9 protein-coding genes are annotated in these 14,101 nt (G+C 64.3%); 6 read left to right on the forward strand and 3 right to left on the reverse strand.

Annotation, left to right across the window (positions count from 1 at the left end; genetic code table 11):
• Position 1: 1 nt before the first annotated feature.
• The 3 genes from ATK23_RS16510 to ATK23_RS01150 are packed head-to-tail and all read left to right on the forward strand — an operon-like array spanning position 2 to position 6,965.
• The gene (locus ATK23_RS16510) at positions 2–3,466 is read left to right on the forward strand and encodes a glycosyltransferase family 2 protein (protein WP_255209566.1); all 3,465 of its coding nucleotides are present in this window, start codon (positions 2–4) and stop codon (positions 3,464–3,466) included.
• Positions 3,466–6,009, forward strand: coding sequence for a DUF5719 family protein (locus ATK23_RS01145; protein ID WP_066139782.1), 2,544 nt, complete (start codon positions 3,466–3,468; stop codon positions 6,007–6,009). The genes ATK23_RS16510 and ATK23_RS01145 overlap by 1 nt, the downstream gene beginning before the upstream one ends.
• Before the next feature lie 26 nt (positions 6,010–6,035).
• On the forward strand, positions 6,036–6,965 hold the full coding sequence (locus tag ATK23_RS01150; protein ID WP_066139779.1) for a COX15/CtaA family protein: 930 nt from the start codon (positions 6,036–6,038) through the stop codon (positions 6,963–6,965).
• 12 nt (positions 6,966–6,977) lie between these two features.
• On the opposite strand, the gene ATK23_RS01155 is transcribed toward ATK23_RS01150, so the two are convergent.
• A complete protein-coding gene (locus ATK23_RS01155) occupies positions 6,978–7,436 on the reverse strand; it encodes a metallopeptidase family protein (RefSeq protein WP_038989879.1) in 459 nt (152 codons plus the stop codon).
• A 91-nt stretch (positions 7,437–7,527) separates the two neighbouring features.
• Here ATK23_RS01155 and ATK23_RS01160 point away from each other — a divergent pair, with 91 nt between their 5' ends.
• Positions 7,528–7,929 (forward strand): DUF3499 domain-containing protein, encoded by a 402-nt coding sequence (locus tag ATK23_RS01160; RefSeq protein WP_073706627.1) that lies wholly within the window; start codon positions 7,528–7,530, stop codon positions 7,927–7,929.
• Between the two features lie 284 nt (positions 7,930–8,213).
• Positions 8,214–9,557 (forward strand): TIGR01906 family membrane protein, encoded by a 1,344-nt coding sequence (locus ATK23_RS01165; protein WP_157066352.1) that lies wholly within the window; start codon positions 8,214–8,216, stop codon positions 9,555–9,557.
• 71 nt (positions 9,558–9,628) lie between these two features.
• On the opposite strand, the gene ATK23_RS01170 is transcribed toward ATK23_RS01165, so the two are convergent.
• Both ATK23_RS01170 and ATK23_RS01175 read right to left on the reverse strand, forming a co-directional pair.
• Positions 9,629–11,470 (reverse strand): AMP-dependent synthetase/ligase, encoded by a 1,842-nt coding sequence (locus ATK23_RS01170; protein WP_066139768.1) that lies wholly within the window; start codon positions 11,468–11,470, stop codon positions 9,629–9,631.
• Between the two features lie 78 nt (positions 11,471–11,548).
• On the reverse strand, positions 11,549–13,159 hold the full coding sequence (locus ATK23_RS01175; protein WP_066139765.1) for a dolichyl-phosphate-mannose--protein mannosyltransferase: 1,611 nt from the start codon (positions 13,157–13,159) through the stop codon (positions 11,549–11,551).
• A 68-nt stretch (positions 13,160–13,227) separates the two neighbouring features.
• Between ATK23_RS01175 and rsmI the strand changes: the two genes are divergently transcribed.
• Positions 13,228–14,088: a 16S rRNA (cytidine(1402)-2'-O)-methyltransferase gene (gene rsmI / locus ATK23_RS01180; RefSeq protein WP_052253577.1), complete on the forward strand. Its 861-nt coding sequence runs from the start codon at positions 13,228–13,230 to the stop codon at positions 14,086–14,088.
• Positions 14,089–14,101 lie beyond the last annotated feature (13 nt).

Genomic DNA, 14,101 nt, shown 5'->3' on the forward strand with positions numbered 1-14,101 from the left:
AATTCACGTCACCGCCATCGTTGCTTCGCACGATGGCGCTGACTTTTTACCACGCACTTTGGCCGCACTGCGCAACCAGTCGCGGCCTATCGAACGCTTTGTCGGAGTCGACGCATCGTCCTCCGACGCATCGCTAGAGGTCCTGCGGGCGAACTTGCCGTCGAACGCCGCCCTGCTGGTGGCCGATGAGGGGTCGTTGGGACTGTCGCTGGAAGTGGCGGTGTCGCAGCTGCCCGAAGCGCGTGCGGACCGCGACGAATGGCTGTGGATCATCCACGATGACTCCATGCCTGCTCCCGACGCGCTGGAACAGCTGACCCGGACCGTCGAGGCTTCCGAGTCCGTCTCCATTGCCGGATGCAAGCTGCTGGACATCGACAACCCCCGCCACCTGGTGGAGGTGGGCCTGAGCGTCGACCGCAAGGCCCAGCGCCTGACCATGATCGACATCGACGAAGTCGACCAGGGCCAGTACGACGGACGCAGCGACTACTTCGCCGTGTCCTCCGCCGGCATGTTCATCCGCCGCGAGGTCTTCGAGCAGCTGGGCGGATTCGACCCGGCGATCCCGGGCCGCGGCGACGACGTGGACCTGTGCTGGCGCAACCGCCTGGCCGGGCACCGCGTGGTCGTGGTGCCCAGCGCCAAGATGTACCACCAGGTCGAAGTTGTCGACTCGCTGGCTGGTCCGCGCGAAGCCAAGCGCTCCGAGGTCTTCCAGCGCCTGAAGTTCGCTTCGCCAGCGGTGCTGCCCTTCTTGTGGATCGGGTTGCTGCTCGGCGGCATCGGCCACTTCCTCGTGGCCTTGCTGGCCAAGGATCCGGGCCACGGGTTCGGCCATTTGGGATCGGTGCTGCGCGGGCTGTTCTCCCCGGGCAAGCTGGCGGCATCGCGCCGCAATGTCGCCCAGATCCGCGAGATCCCGCGCCGCCAGGTCCGCAAGCTGATGGTCTCCGGTGCCCAGGTGCGCGAGTACCGCCGCAATGTGAATACCGGACGCGCCGATGGCGAAGTCTATGGCGATGGCAGTGGCGCCGACGCCATGGTTGAACCCAGCGGCGACAACTTCTCAGACTTCGTGCGGATCGCCCGTCCGCCGCGCACCACCGCGGTGCTCTCGCTGATCCTGGCTCTATTGCTCTCCGCGGCGGCCTCCCTGATCGCATGGCGCAGCCTGTTCGGCTCCACCGCGCTGTCCGGCGGCGCGCTGCGCCCGCTGTCCAACAGCAGCCGGGAAATCGGCGCCAACGCCCTGTCCTGGTGGCAGAACATCACCACCGGCTTGAGCGCCCCGCCGGATAATTCCGACTTGCTGTTCTGGCTTTTCTCGCTGGTGACCTTCAACCATGCCAATGAAGCCTCCGTCTATCTCTTCTTCGCCGCGATGCCTCTGGCAGCACTCACCGCCTGGTGGGGGATTGGCGCGGTCAGCCGCTCCCGCGCGGTGCGGTTCCTTGCCGCGCTGATCTGGGCGCTGCTGCCGTCACTGATTTCTTCGCTGGCCTCCGGACGCATCGGCTCGGTGCTGATCCACATCTTGCTGCCGCTGTTCTTCCTGGCGATTATCCGCGCCATGAACGCCCATGTGGCGATCGAGGGCGCGAAGCCGAAGAACGCGAAGCAGCAGTCGGTTTCCGCGTGGACCGCCTCGGCCAGCGCCGCATTGCTGCTCTGGGTGATCTCCGCCGGCTCCGTCTCCTTCTTCCTGACCGCGAGCATCCTGGTCTACGTGCTGGCCTTCTTCTCTGTGCGCCGCGCACGCAGCCTGTGGTGGATCCCGCTGCCTGCGATCGTGTGGAACCTTCCGCTGCTGTTCGCCGGCCTGGGCGATGCACGGCTGCTGTTCACCGAGCCCGGCGCCGCGAATGCGTTCACGCCGGCTGCCCCGTGGCAGATGCTGCTGGGCTTCCCGGAAGCCTTCAACGCCAACGCCTCTCTGGTGGGCTGGGACTTCCTGCCTGCCGGACCGTGGGCCCTGGTCGCAGCCCTGCTGGTCGGTGCCCCGATCGTCGCGCTGGCGGTCTTCGGAACCTTGAGTTCTTCGTTCAGCCACAGCGCCAGCATGCGCCGCAACTCCCGCCGCCTGCTGTGGGGCGCGGTGCTGTCGCTGGCAGCGGGCTGGGCCGTCGGCTTTGTGCCCTTCACCCTGGACTCGCATACCGCGGTGAGCGCCTACACCGGCCCGTACGTTTCCTTCGCCATGTTCGCGCTGCTGGCAGCTGCCGCCAACGCGTTGGCCGCCCTGCGCCACGAGGACCAGCCGCGCTCAATGCGTGCCGCCGGTTCCCGTCCGGCGATGAGCTTGATGGCCGCTTTCAGTGTGCTTGCCGTGCTGGCCTCGGGCTGCGTGCTGCTCGGCGCCCAGCTGAATCCGGCAGCCGAATCCGAAACGCTGACCGCGATGAACTCGGCCCAGCAGGTCCACGGCTCGCAGCCGCGCACCCTGCCGGCAACCGCAGCCGATGCAGGCCGCTCCGAGTTCCAGAAGCGCACCCTGGTGCTCAGCCCGCGGTCCTCCGGCGAGATCGACAGCCAGCTGGTCTCGGGTTCCGGCGAGACGCTGGACAGCATCAGCCGCTACTCGCAGGTCAAGCAGCTGGCCGGTCCGCTGCTGGAGCCTGAGCGCAATGAAGATTCCGCCACCGCAAAGGTCCAGAGCAATGCCGTAGCGATGCTGCTGTCCGAATCCGCGTTGGACTCGCGCGAGTACTTGCGCGACTTGGGCGTGGGCTTCGTGGTGCTGAACGAAACCGGCGAATCCGTCCCGGCGACCGTACGCACCTTGGATGCGGCAACGGGGTTGGCGTCGGTTGGCCAGACCGACAGCGGCTGGCTGTGGCGCGTGGACTACGAAGCCGATGACGAGCAGCAAAGCGCTGGCTTTGCCCGGATCGTCTCCGCCGATGGAGACGTGACGGTCTTGTCGACCCAGCGTGGCAAGATCACCAATCTGCAGATCCCGTCCGCGGATTCCGAGCGCACGCTGGTCCTGGCTACCGCGTCGGATCCGAAGCTGCGCGCCAGCGTCGATGGCGAATCCCTGCGTTCGGTGGCCTATCCCGAGGATTCGGAAACCCGTTGGGCCCAGGCCTACGAGCTTCCTGCCGAGGGCGGCAAGCTGACCTTGTCGCACAAGGACTCCATGGCCATTCCGGTGCTGCTGCTCAGTGCAGTAGTTCTGCTGATCACGGTGTTGCTGGCCATTCCAGTGCCAAGTTCGCGCCGATTGGCCAACTACCGGAACATCGAATACCGCTTCCGTGAACCACGCGGCGAGAAAGAAGAACTTGCCGATGGTTCGGCAGTTCTGGCAGCGGCCGAAGTCCAGAGCCCGGCGACGGCCACAGGGTCCATGCCATTGAGCCGCCGAGAGGCACGCGAACGCGCCAGCGAGATTCGTGAGAACTTGACCCCGAAGCTCAGCGACCGGATTTCGGATGCTGATGCCGAGCAGGAGAAGAAGTAGTGAGCGACGAGAAGAACGTGGACTCAGCGGATTCTGCTGACCAGCCAACTGCACAGACCCCGGCCCCGAAGCCGGTCTCGGCACAGCCGGAAGCCAAGGACGCCACCCCGGTGTCGGCGACGCTCTCGCGTGCCGAGGCCAAGGCCGCCAAGGCCAGGGCCAAGGTCGACGCCAAGCTGGAGAAGGCTCGCGCCAAGGAGGCCCAAGCCCGGGCCAAGACCGAGGCGAAGGAGGCGGCTAAGGCCGCGAAGGCTGAGCCCAAGGCCGCTGAGCAGGAAGATCCAAAGCCAGAACAGCTGCCCGAGGCGGACTCCGGGGCAAAGGACAGCAAGGTAACCTCGCCTGCTGCGGTTCTGGCCGACGAGCAGGCTGAAAGCAAGCGCGCAGCACAGGAACAGGCACCCAAGCCTGATTCCGTTCAGGACGGCTCAGCCAAGGACGACTCCGACAAGACCAGCACGGTGGCCCCCGAAGCCGCGCCCGCCAAGCCGGCAACGGCTGGTGAGTCCGCTGCCGGCAAGACCGATGCAGCAGCCAACCCAGAACCGGTTGCCAAGCCGGATCACGTCGCCGAGGCGGAGCCTGCCAAGGAGGAGAGCGCAACGGCAGTAGCCGGCAATGCCGATTCTGCACCTGCGCGCGAGGCTGAGCCGAAGACCTCCTCCGCCCAGGATCCAGAAGCTGGTGCCGCCGCGGCAGCCGTTGCTGCCGCAGGGAAGGCCAAAGCCGGCGATTCACAGTCCGGAGAAGAAGCCGCGACGGCACAAGAACCGGAAGATCCGAAAGCCGCCAAGCGCCGCCAGAAGTTGGAGAAGGTCCGCGCACGGAAAGCCGCGAAAGCTGCCCCTGCGGCTGCCAGCACGGCTGCTCATCCGGCAGCCGAGCCGGAGGCGGAGCCTGCAGACGGCAAGGTCGCCGAGCGCCGCCACAAGCTGGACAAGGCCCGAACCGCGGCTTCCAAGGATGCGGTGTCCGCGCCGGTGCGGAAGAAAACCGGCGCGGTACTGCTCAGCCTGGCTGCGGTGGTGGCCGCCGGAGCTGTCGTAGGCGCCGGATCGATTTTTGCCCCGGCACCGGCCGAGAAGTCGTTGCCGGCTGCCGTGACGAACCTGCCCGCCGGCGACTCCAGCAGCGTCTGCCCGGGAACCCCGCAGCTGCTCAAGGGCGTGGAAGGCACCGACGCGCAGTTCGCCCCCGGTGCCAAGGACGTTTCCAGCAACCTGCGCAGCATTGCCGTATCGGATCTGGCCAAACGCATTCCCGGTTCATCCTTCACCAAGCTTGATGGCAGCGATGCGCGTCAGCTGACCGAGCGCATCGCCGAGGATGAAGCTGCCGAGGCCCGTGGCGCCGATGAGGAGGGGCTGACCGGGCGCGCCAGCAAGATCTCAACTGCCAACGATATCGATGACACCCAGGTCTACACGTTGCAGCCGCTGGGCCAACTCGCTTCGAAGGGCAGCGCCCTGCGCAGCTACCAGGCCAAGGACGGCGACCTCGCCGGGCTTGCCGCCGCAACATGCCAGGCTCCGGCATCCAACTGGCGCTTCACCGGCCTGCAGACCAGCACCGGATCCACCAGCGTGATGCATTTGGCCAACCCAACGCACACCACGGCCCAGGTGTCCCTGCGTCTTCGGGGCCCGGACGGCCTGATCGACACCTCCACGCTGCAGAACATTGTCCTGGCAGCGGGGGAGAGCCGGGCGATCGTGCTCGGCGGCTATGCGCAGGACTTGAATTCCATTTCGGCCGAGGTCACCAGCCTCGGCGGAAAGATCACCGCCTCGGTCCAGCAGGCCGCCTTGCGCGGCTTGACCCCATCGGGTGTTGAACTGGTCGGCGCGAACGCGACGGCATCCAACAGCCAGGTGATTCCGGGCGTGTGGATCGAGAGCAAGGAAAATGTTTCCAAGCTGAGCAAGGACGACAAATCCCTGGTTCCGCAGCTGCATGTCTCGGCGACCGGCTCCTCGGGCGCCGGGTTCAAGGTGAAGGTCCTGGGGGCTGACGGTGAAGTTGCTGCCAGCTTCGACGAGAACCTTGCCGTTGATTCGGACGCCACGAAGGTCGTGAACCTGAACCAGTTGGCTGGCGGGTACTACACGGTGGTCGTCGAATCCGATGCCCCGGTCACCGCAGCGGTGAAGATGGTCCGCGGCGCTGATCCCAAGGATTCCTCGGACACTGCGTGGGCGGCCAGCTCCAATGTGCTCGCCGGGACGCAAGCCATGCCGCTGTCGGCTAACGGCACCGGCAAATTCGCCATCGCCGCCGTCGCGGCGGACTCGGCGGTGGAAGCAGTGGTCGTCAATAAGGACGGCAAGCTGGAGGACCCAGAGAAACTGCAGATCAAGGCCGGCCAAAGCATTGTCTTTGATCCGAAGTCGGTCTCCGACGACGCCCAGGCAGTCATCTTCTCGACGGATGCCAACGCCTACCTGGCCCAGCTGGTGCTCGGCTCGGACCGTTCCATCGCCTGGGCTGCCATGCCGCAGGCGAATGCCGGACGCGACGGCATTGTGGTGAACATCGGCGGCTAGGAACGCGCCATTAAGGAACTGGAACTTTGACGACTCCCTTCGCGTGGCTGGCGCAGCGGATCAGGCTAGAGCGACGCTCGCTCAAGGCGGCCTCGCTCTCGGCGATGATCGCGGCGATCCTGATTATCGTCGGCGGCGGTGTCGTGCGCGTCACCGGTTCCGGACTGGGCTGCCCGGACTGGCCAACCTGCACCGGCGGTTCCATCGCCCCAACCGCTGAAATGGGAATTCACGCGACCATCGAGTTCGTGAATCGGCTGCTCACCTTTGTGCTGTGCGCGGCCGTCGGCTGGGTCATCATTGCCGCCCGCCTGCAACGCGAGCCGGTTCCGGGCATCACCCGATGGGCATGGTTCCAATTCTGGCTTGTCGTGCTCAATGCGGTCATCGGCGGAATCACCGTTTGGGTGAAACTGAACCCCTATGTCGTGGCCGCGCATTTCCTGGCCGCAACCTTGCTGCTCACCGCCGCGGCGGCAACTTGGGACGAGGTCCAGAATCTGGGCAATGCCAGCGAGGCGGCCAGCAATGATTCGCTCAAGTCGCTGGGAACCTGGCTCGTGGCGATCAGCGCACTGCTGGTCATCATCGGCACCGGGGTGACCGGATCAGGCCCGCATGCAGGGGACTCGGCCGAAGTCCCGCGGATGGGCTTCGACTGGCTGCAGATCACCATCGTGCATGCCGCCGCAGCTGTCGGCGCGCTGGTTGTTGCCCTGGTGCTGTGGCATCAGGCAAGACAGCAGCAAGTTCCGGTTGTGGCGCACAAGGCCAAGCTATTCATCTGGGTATTGGCCGGGCAGGGGCTGATCGGGGTGGTCCAGGCCGTGACCAGCTTGCCAGAGCTGCTGGTGGTGGCCCACTTGGTAGGTTCTGCGCTGGTCTGGATCGGCGCCGTGCGCGTTGGCTTGGCCTCCCATGCAACGGCACGTGGCATCCAGCCCCAAAACAGCTAGGGAAATGTCCGCTTAGAAGTCAGGATCCTCAGGGAAATACATGGGATCGACTTCCGAGATCGGCTTCATCCAGAGCTGGGCGACCTCATGCACCACGCACTGGTGGACCAGGTCCAGGAGTTCGCCGGCGTTCTCCGCAATCTGCTCGATGGGCAACCGGTAAATGACGATGCGCGCTGGCCGGCCGGGCGCAGCCGGCTTGGAGGATGCCAGCGGCACCCGCTCGCCCAGCGCGGCAGCCTGTTCCAGCAACTTTCCGCTGGGCACCGGATCGATCAGGAAATCTATCTTCTCGATTTCTCCGGGCCAGCGTTGCGACAGCCGTTGCGCGCTGGCCATCACCGCATCATCGAATCTTTCCGGGCGCGAACGGTAGGCGGGAAGATGCATGGGCATCAGCGGGCCACGCCGCCCGCGTCCGTGGCGGCCGCGCCGCGGACCGCTGGGACGATCAGGCAACTTGGAGCTCATTGATTCAGCCTAGCGCGTCGGGCGCTGTGCCGATGCCCATAAGCCCGCAATTGGGCGAAGATCCCACAGATGTGCTGGCCGGCGAAGTAGAATGGGAAGCGTGGAAGGTCTTCGTCTTTGTTCTCGCCCTGCCTGCCGTGAAGCGGCCCGCGCTACTCTTACCTACGTATACGCAGATTCAACTGCTGTTCTTGGACCTTTGGCGACGTACCCCGAACCGCATTGCTATGACCTGTGTGCCCAGCATGCCAACCGCCTGACGGTTCCCAGCGGCTGGAACCTGATCCGTGGAGCCATCCCGGACGTGCTGGAACCGGAGGACGAACTGAACGCCTTGGTGAATGCCGTCCGCGATCGGGAACCGAAGGTTCGCCAACCACGCCACGCATCGAATTCGCCCATTGATTCGGTCCGTACCCGCGAAACCAGTGCCCAGCGCTTCGACTCCCGGGTCCGCTTGGCTGTTCTTCCGGCGGCCGACGAAGAATCCTAGACCTCTTTCCCACGAATTCTTGAAGCTGCCTCCGTTCGTTGGCGGCATTTGCCCCCACGGCTTTGTGTCCTAGCTGAAACCCGTTTTTGGTGTGGTAATCCGCCGGATGGCTGGGCGTGCTGGATATGCTAAAGGCGCATGGGCCGTGTTCGGCCCATGATGCGACCCTAAAACAGCACACCATCGCGCGAATTGCAGGAGGACTCCTCATGGCTGAGGCGGCGAAGAACCCTACTGGAGGGCAAGGATCTACGGGCCAGCCGGCACCGGCTGCCACTGGCAACGTGCCAAGCCCACAGGCCAGCCTGAGCCAAAAAGCTGAAGAGCTCACTGCGCGCCTGGAACAGCACAAGAACCAGGCCCAAGCCGACGCCGTTGCCCAACGGGAAAAGGCTCGCAAGGAGGCTATCCGCCGCGCGATGTCAGGCAAGACCGAAGCCGATGCCAAGGACCCTGCTCCAGCACCAGCGGACAAGGCGCGGCCTGCCCCGGTAAAGCCAGCCGCAGCCAAGGCCCCGTCAGCCAAGCCGGCCGCGGCGAAGCGAGCTGCGGCCAAGCCGGCCGCGGCGAAGCCAGCTGCGGCCAAGCCGGCCGCCGCCAAGCCGGCAGCCAAAGAGCCGGTGGAAGATGTCATCCGCGCCATCAAGCTGCCGCACGAAATCGAAGCCGAGAAGCGTGCGCAGAGCGAAGCCAAGGCAACAGCCGGAAAGACCGCAGAGCCGCAAGCCGACGAGAAGAGCTCCACTGCGCAAAGCGTGCCGCCGGTGTCCGCCGCTCCGAAGACCGGATCCCTGCCGACAACCAAGGCAGCCGTCGCCCAAGCGCGCAATCGCGTCTTCGGCAGCTACGCCCCAGAGCCAGAACCCTCCGAAGCGGCGATGAAGCGCAGGGTTGCACGTGAACGGGCGCTGAACTCGAAGCCTGCCCTCGGGCGCACGGCGCAGGTGATTGTGGCGCTGGTCTTCCCGTTGCTGACCCTGATTGCCGCGATCCGCTTGGTCGCTACACCGGCGTTCCTTGCCCTGTCCTACGGCCGCCCTGGATTCCCTAGCGATTCCTTCGGCTTCACCGATGCAGAGCGCCTGACCTACGGCAGCTACGGGGTGGACTACCTGAACAACTTCGCCGGACCGGAATACCTGTCCGGGCTGAAGCTTTCCACCGGTTCAAGCATGTTCACCGAGGGGGAGGTCCAGCACATGGTGGACGTGAAGAACCTCATCGGGTTCGCCTACATCCTCGGAGCGGTGCTCGCGGTCATCTTGATTATCGGGATCTGGTATCTGGCCAAGCGCTATGCAGGCGGCGTACGCCGTGCGTTGTTCTCCGGAGCCATCTTGGCCTTGGTCGGCATTGCAGCCTTGGCAGTCTTTGCGATCATGGGATGGGATAACTTCTTCACCCAGTTCCACGCGTTGTTCTTCTCAGACGGCACCTGGACCTTCAACGTCAGCGATACGCTGATCCGCCTGTACCCGGAGCAGTTCTGGCTCGATAGCGCGATCGCCATTGCCGTGCTGGTGCTGGCCACCATCATCGCCGTGATCATCAGCTGCTGGCCTACCGGGCGCCGTCGCGAGGCAGCCCGGCTGCGCCAGGAGGCCCGCGCCTTCGGCATTGGCAACTAGCCGGCACAGGCCATAAACAGCAGGGGAGCAGTTCACCATGAACTGCTCCCCTTGGCTATTTCCAGCGAGAATTATTTGCGGTAGAGGGCTTCCACCCGGTCTTCGAATTCCTCGAGAACGCTCTGGCGCTTGAGCTTCAGCGAGTTCGTCAGGTGCCCCGAAGCTTCGGTGAATTCCTCTTCCAGCACCACGAACTTGCGAATGGACTCGGCCTTGGAAACGGTCAAGTTGGCGGTATCCACGTAGCCTTGGACCTCGGCGATCACAGCAGGATCAACTGCCGCCTCAGCCAGGGTCATTGCCCCAAGGCCCTTGGCCTTGGCCCACACTGCCAACTCTTCGGGATCGAGCGTCATCATGGCCGTGATGAATGGGCGCTGTTCGCCGGCCAGCACGCACTGGGCCACGATGCGTCCGGCGCGGACCATCTCTTCCAGCGGGCCTGGCGAGACATTCTTGCCCCCGGCGGTGACGATCAGTTCCTTCTTGCGACCGGTCACCTGCAGGAATCCGCCATCATCCAGGACACCGGTATCGCCGGTCTTGAAATAGCCGTCTTCGTCGAAAACCTCGGCCGTGGCTACAGGGTTGTTGTGGTAGCTGGCGAAAACTCCGATCCCCTTGACCAGGATTTCACCGTCATCCGCGATCTTGATGGAGGTGCCGGGAATCGGACGGCCCACGGTGCCCACGCGGTTTCGCGATGCCTGATTCACCGTGGCCGGTGCGGTGGTTTCGGTCAGGCCGTAGCCCTCCAGCAGCTGGATGCCGGCGCCGCGGAAGAAGTGCGCCAGATCCGGATTCAGCGCACTGGCTCCGGAGATCGCGTAACCGCACTGGCCGCCGAAAACCGCCTGCAGCTTCGGGTAGAGCACCTTGCTGAAGATGGCATGGCGGGCACGCAAGCCCAACGGCATGCGCGCCTTGAGGCCACGCGACCGCGCATCACGGATCTTGGAGACCTCGATGGCCGCCTGCTCGGCTTTGAGGAAGAGGTCAGCCTTGCCGCCGCGTTCAGCTGTGGCCAGGGCGCTGGTGCGGATCTTCTCGAAGACGCGCGGCACGGCCAGCAGGAAGCCGGGCTTGACCGCGGACATGTCCTCGACCAGGTTGGCCATCGAGCTGGAGTGCGCAATCACCGATCCGCCGCGGATGCAGGTTTGCTGGACGGCACGAGCCAATACGTGGGCCAGCGGAAGGAACATCAGCGTCCGGCGTTCTTCACCGAGCACTTCGAGCATGTTTCCGGCCAGGTTGTGCGCCACCATGGCGAAGTTCGAATGGGTCATATTGCAACCCTTGGGGCGTCCGGTAGTGCCCGATGTGTAGACCATCGTGGCCACATCCTTGAGAGCCATGGATGCGCGGCGTGACTCGATCAGCTGCTCGTCGATCTGATCGGCCGGGACCATCAGCTGGTGCAGACCGGCGGAGGGGATGAGCGTCGTATCGTCCGCGTCGGAGCCCTCGAAGATATGGGTGCGCACCGGTTCGCCGAGCTGAGCCGCCGCCTGGCGGACGGTAGCGCGCAGCTCATGGTTTTCGGCGAACACCACGCGCGCACCGGAGTCGCGCAGGATCCATTCGACCTGGAAGGCGCTGGAGGTTTCGTAGATTGGCACCGACACGCCGCCGGCGAACCACACGGCTTCCTCGGCCAAGGCCCACTCGTAGCGGGTGCGGGAAATAATGGCGACCTTGTCGCCGGGCTGCAATCCATCATTGATCAGCACCATTGCCAAGCGCTTGACGTCAATGAGGAAATCACCGGCGCTGAGATCATGCCAGGTGCCGTCTCGCTGCACGCTGAACAGCGGGCGTTGTGCGCCGCGTGCTACGCGATCAAGGAGCAGGTTCGTCGTGTTGACCTCTGGTGCCAGATCAGTCAGCAGCTCGACGGTCACTTCTTGCATTGAGGAATTATCCTTTGGAAATCGATGGTCGTCTTAGTGGCCTATTTCATGGAAACAGGTGGCCAAGCCACGGGCGGCCTAGCCCCAGCTGGGGAGCCACACGTGCAAGCGCCAGTAGTCATCCGCGATCATTTCCCCACTCCAGATCGGCCAGAAAAAGGCCGATGTGACTAGGAGCAGCGCCATGAATGCGGTGACCGCGATGACGCGTGACCGGTACACGGCACCGGAATTCGGATGGCGTGGAATGAACCTGCCAATCATATACGTCAATGCGAGCACCATGAACGGGACCAGCGGCAGGGTATAGAAGAAGAACATGGTGCGTTCCGGGTACATCAGCCACGGCAGGAACCCGGCCGCCACCGAGGAGAGGATCGCTCCGGCGCGCCAGTCCCGGGCGCCGATCCACCAGAGAATCAGCAGGAACATGCTGATGGTGCAGGCCCACCACATCAGCGGATTGGGCAGGTCGGTGATGACCTCGGTGCAGCGGTCCAGCTCGCAGCCGTTGACGCCCTTGTCGTAGCCTTCGAAGTAGAACAGCACGGGACGTCCAGCGAACGGCCACGTCCACGGCGAGGACTGCCAGCCGTGCTCGGAATTCAGCCCGGTATGGAATTCGTAGCCGGCCTGGTGATAGTGCCATAAGGAACGCAGTGGAGCTGGCAGCCAGCTGATGCCTTCGCCGGGGTTCTCCTCGGCCCACTGGCGGTAGCGTCCGCCCTGGGTTACCAGCCATCCGGTCCAGGTGGACAAATAGGTCAGCAGCACCAGCGGCATCATGGTGAAGAAGGAATACACGCCGTCGCGGATGAATGCCGCCGATTGCCACTTGTGGATTCCTGCGGTGCGCCGCGCGCCGAAATCCCAGAGCACCGCCATCAGGCAGAAGACTGCCACGAAGGACAGCGCCGACCACTTGATGCCAACGGCACCGCCGAGCATGATTGCGGCGATCAGCCGCCAAGGACGCCACCAGAGCATGGGGCCATGCATGAGCAGGAAATCATCGGGGCGATTGCCCTCGGGCACCGAGAGCTTCCGTGCCAGCGCGGTTCTGCCATGGATCCGGTCCTTGAGCAAGGCATAGAACGCTGCAAGCACGAAGAACATCAAGAAGATGTCCAGCAATGCGGTGCGCGACATGACAATTGAATGCCCGTCGATGGCCATGAGCAACCCGGCGATGCCGGCCAGGAGGTGGGAACCGAAGAGCAGGCGGGCGCACAGGGTGACGAGCAGAACCGAAAGGGTGCCGATCAGGGCCGTGGAAAAACGCCAGCCGAAGCCGTTGAAGTCGCCGAACAGGAGCATTCCCACGCCGATCATCCACTTGCCCAGCGGCGGGTGGACGACGAAGGAAGATTCATTTTCCAATTGCGGATTGCCTGCGATGAACTGCTCGTCGCTGTCGTCGGCCCATTCGCCCTCATAGCCGCTTTGCAGCATCGCGAAAGCATCCTTGACGTAGTAGGTTTCGTCGAAGATCAGCAGGTGCGGGTGGGCGAGATTGACCATGCGCAGCAGGCCGGCAATGGCTGTTACGACGAGCGGAACGATCCACATCAGCGGGCCGCCAGGCGCCACCACGGGCAGGAGCCGCTGTTTCAGGCTCTCGAAGGTGAAGGCCTGTCGCGCCGAGCGTACGTGGCCGGTGTGCGGAGTGTCTAAAGCCGAGGTGCCCATCACCAGTTCATGCTACCGGTGGAAAGTCCAGAAAGTGGGCTTTTCCTGCGTCGCGTAGGGTTAAGAATGTGCAGAACTCAGATAATGAGGGCGTAATCGTCCTGGGTGCCACCCCGATTGGCAACCTGTCCGATGCTTCCCCGCGTCTGCGGGAGATCATGGCCAGCGCCGATATCATCGCCGCGGAGGACACCAGAAACTTCCATCACCTCGCCAATGCCTTGGGCATCAAGATCACCGCGAAGGTGATGAGCCTGCATGAGCACAACGAGGCCCACAAGCGCTCCGAGGTGATTGAACTGGCCGCCGAGGGCGCTACCGTGCTGGTGGTCTCGGATGCAGGCATGCCGGCGGTCTCGGACCCCGGGTACCCATTGGTGGCAGCCGCTATGAGCGCTGGCATCCGGGTCACCGCGGTACCTGGGCCTTCGGCGGTGCTCACCGCGCTGGCCCTGTCCGGATTGCCCACCGGCCGCTTCACCTTCGAAGGCTTCCTGCCGCGCAAGGCAGGCGAACGTCGCAAGCGTTTGGATTCCCTGCTCGCCGAGGACCGCACCATGGTGTTCTTCGAAGCTCCGCACCGGCTGAACGATTTCCTTGACGCTGCCATCGAAGCGTTCGGCCCAGATCGCCAGGCCGCCGTAGCCCGCGAGCTGACCAAGAAGTTCGAGGAAGTCCGCCGGGATTCGCTGGCGGCGTTGCGCGCCTGGGCAGAAGATGGTGTTCGCGGGGAAATTGTCGTGGTCATCCACGGCGCCCCGGAAGCCGAGGCCGCCTCGATCGAGGACCTGCTGCCCAAGGTTGCAGCACTGGTTGACGAAGGCATGCGGATGAAGCAGGCCGTGGCCGAAGTGGCAGAAAAATCCGGCGTGAAGAAACGCGAGCTCTACGAGGCGGTTTTGGCAGCACGTCATGAAGCGGAAAAATAGCCGCAGTCGCATA

Origin of the sequence: Glutamicibacter nicotianae (genome assembly GCF_002797775.1) — a bacterium.
GTDB lineage: Bacteria > Actinomycetota > Actinomycetes > Actinomycetales > Micrococcaceae > Glutamicibacter > Glutamicibacter nicotianae.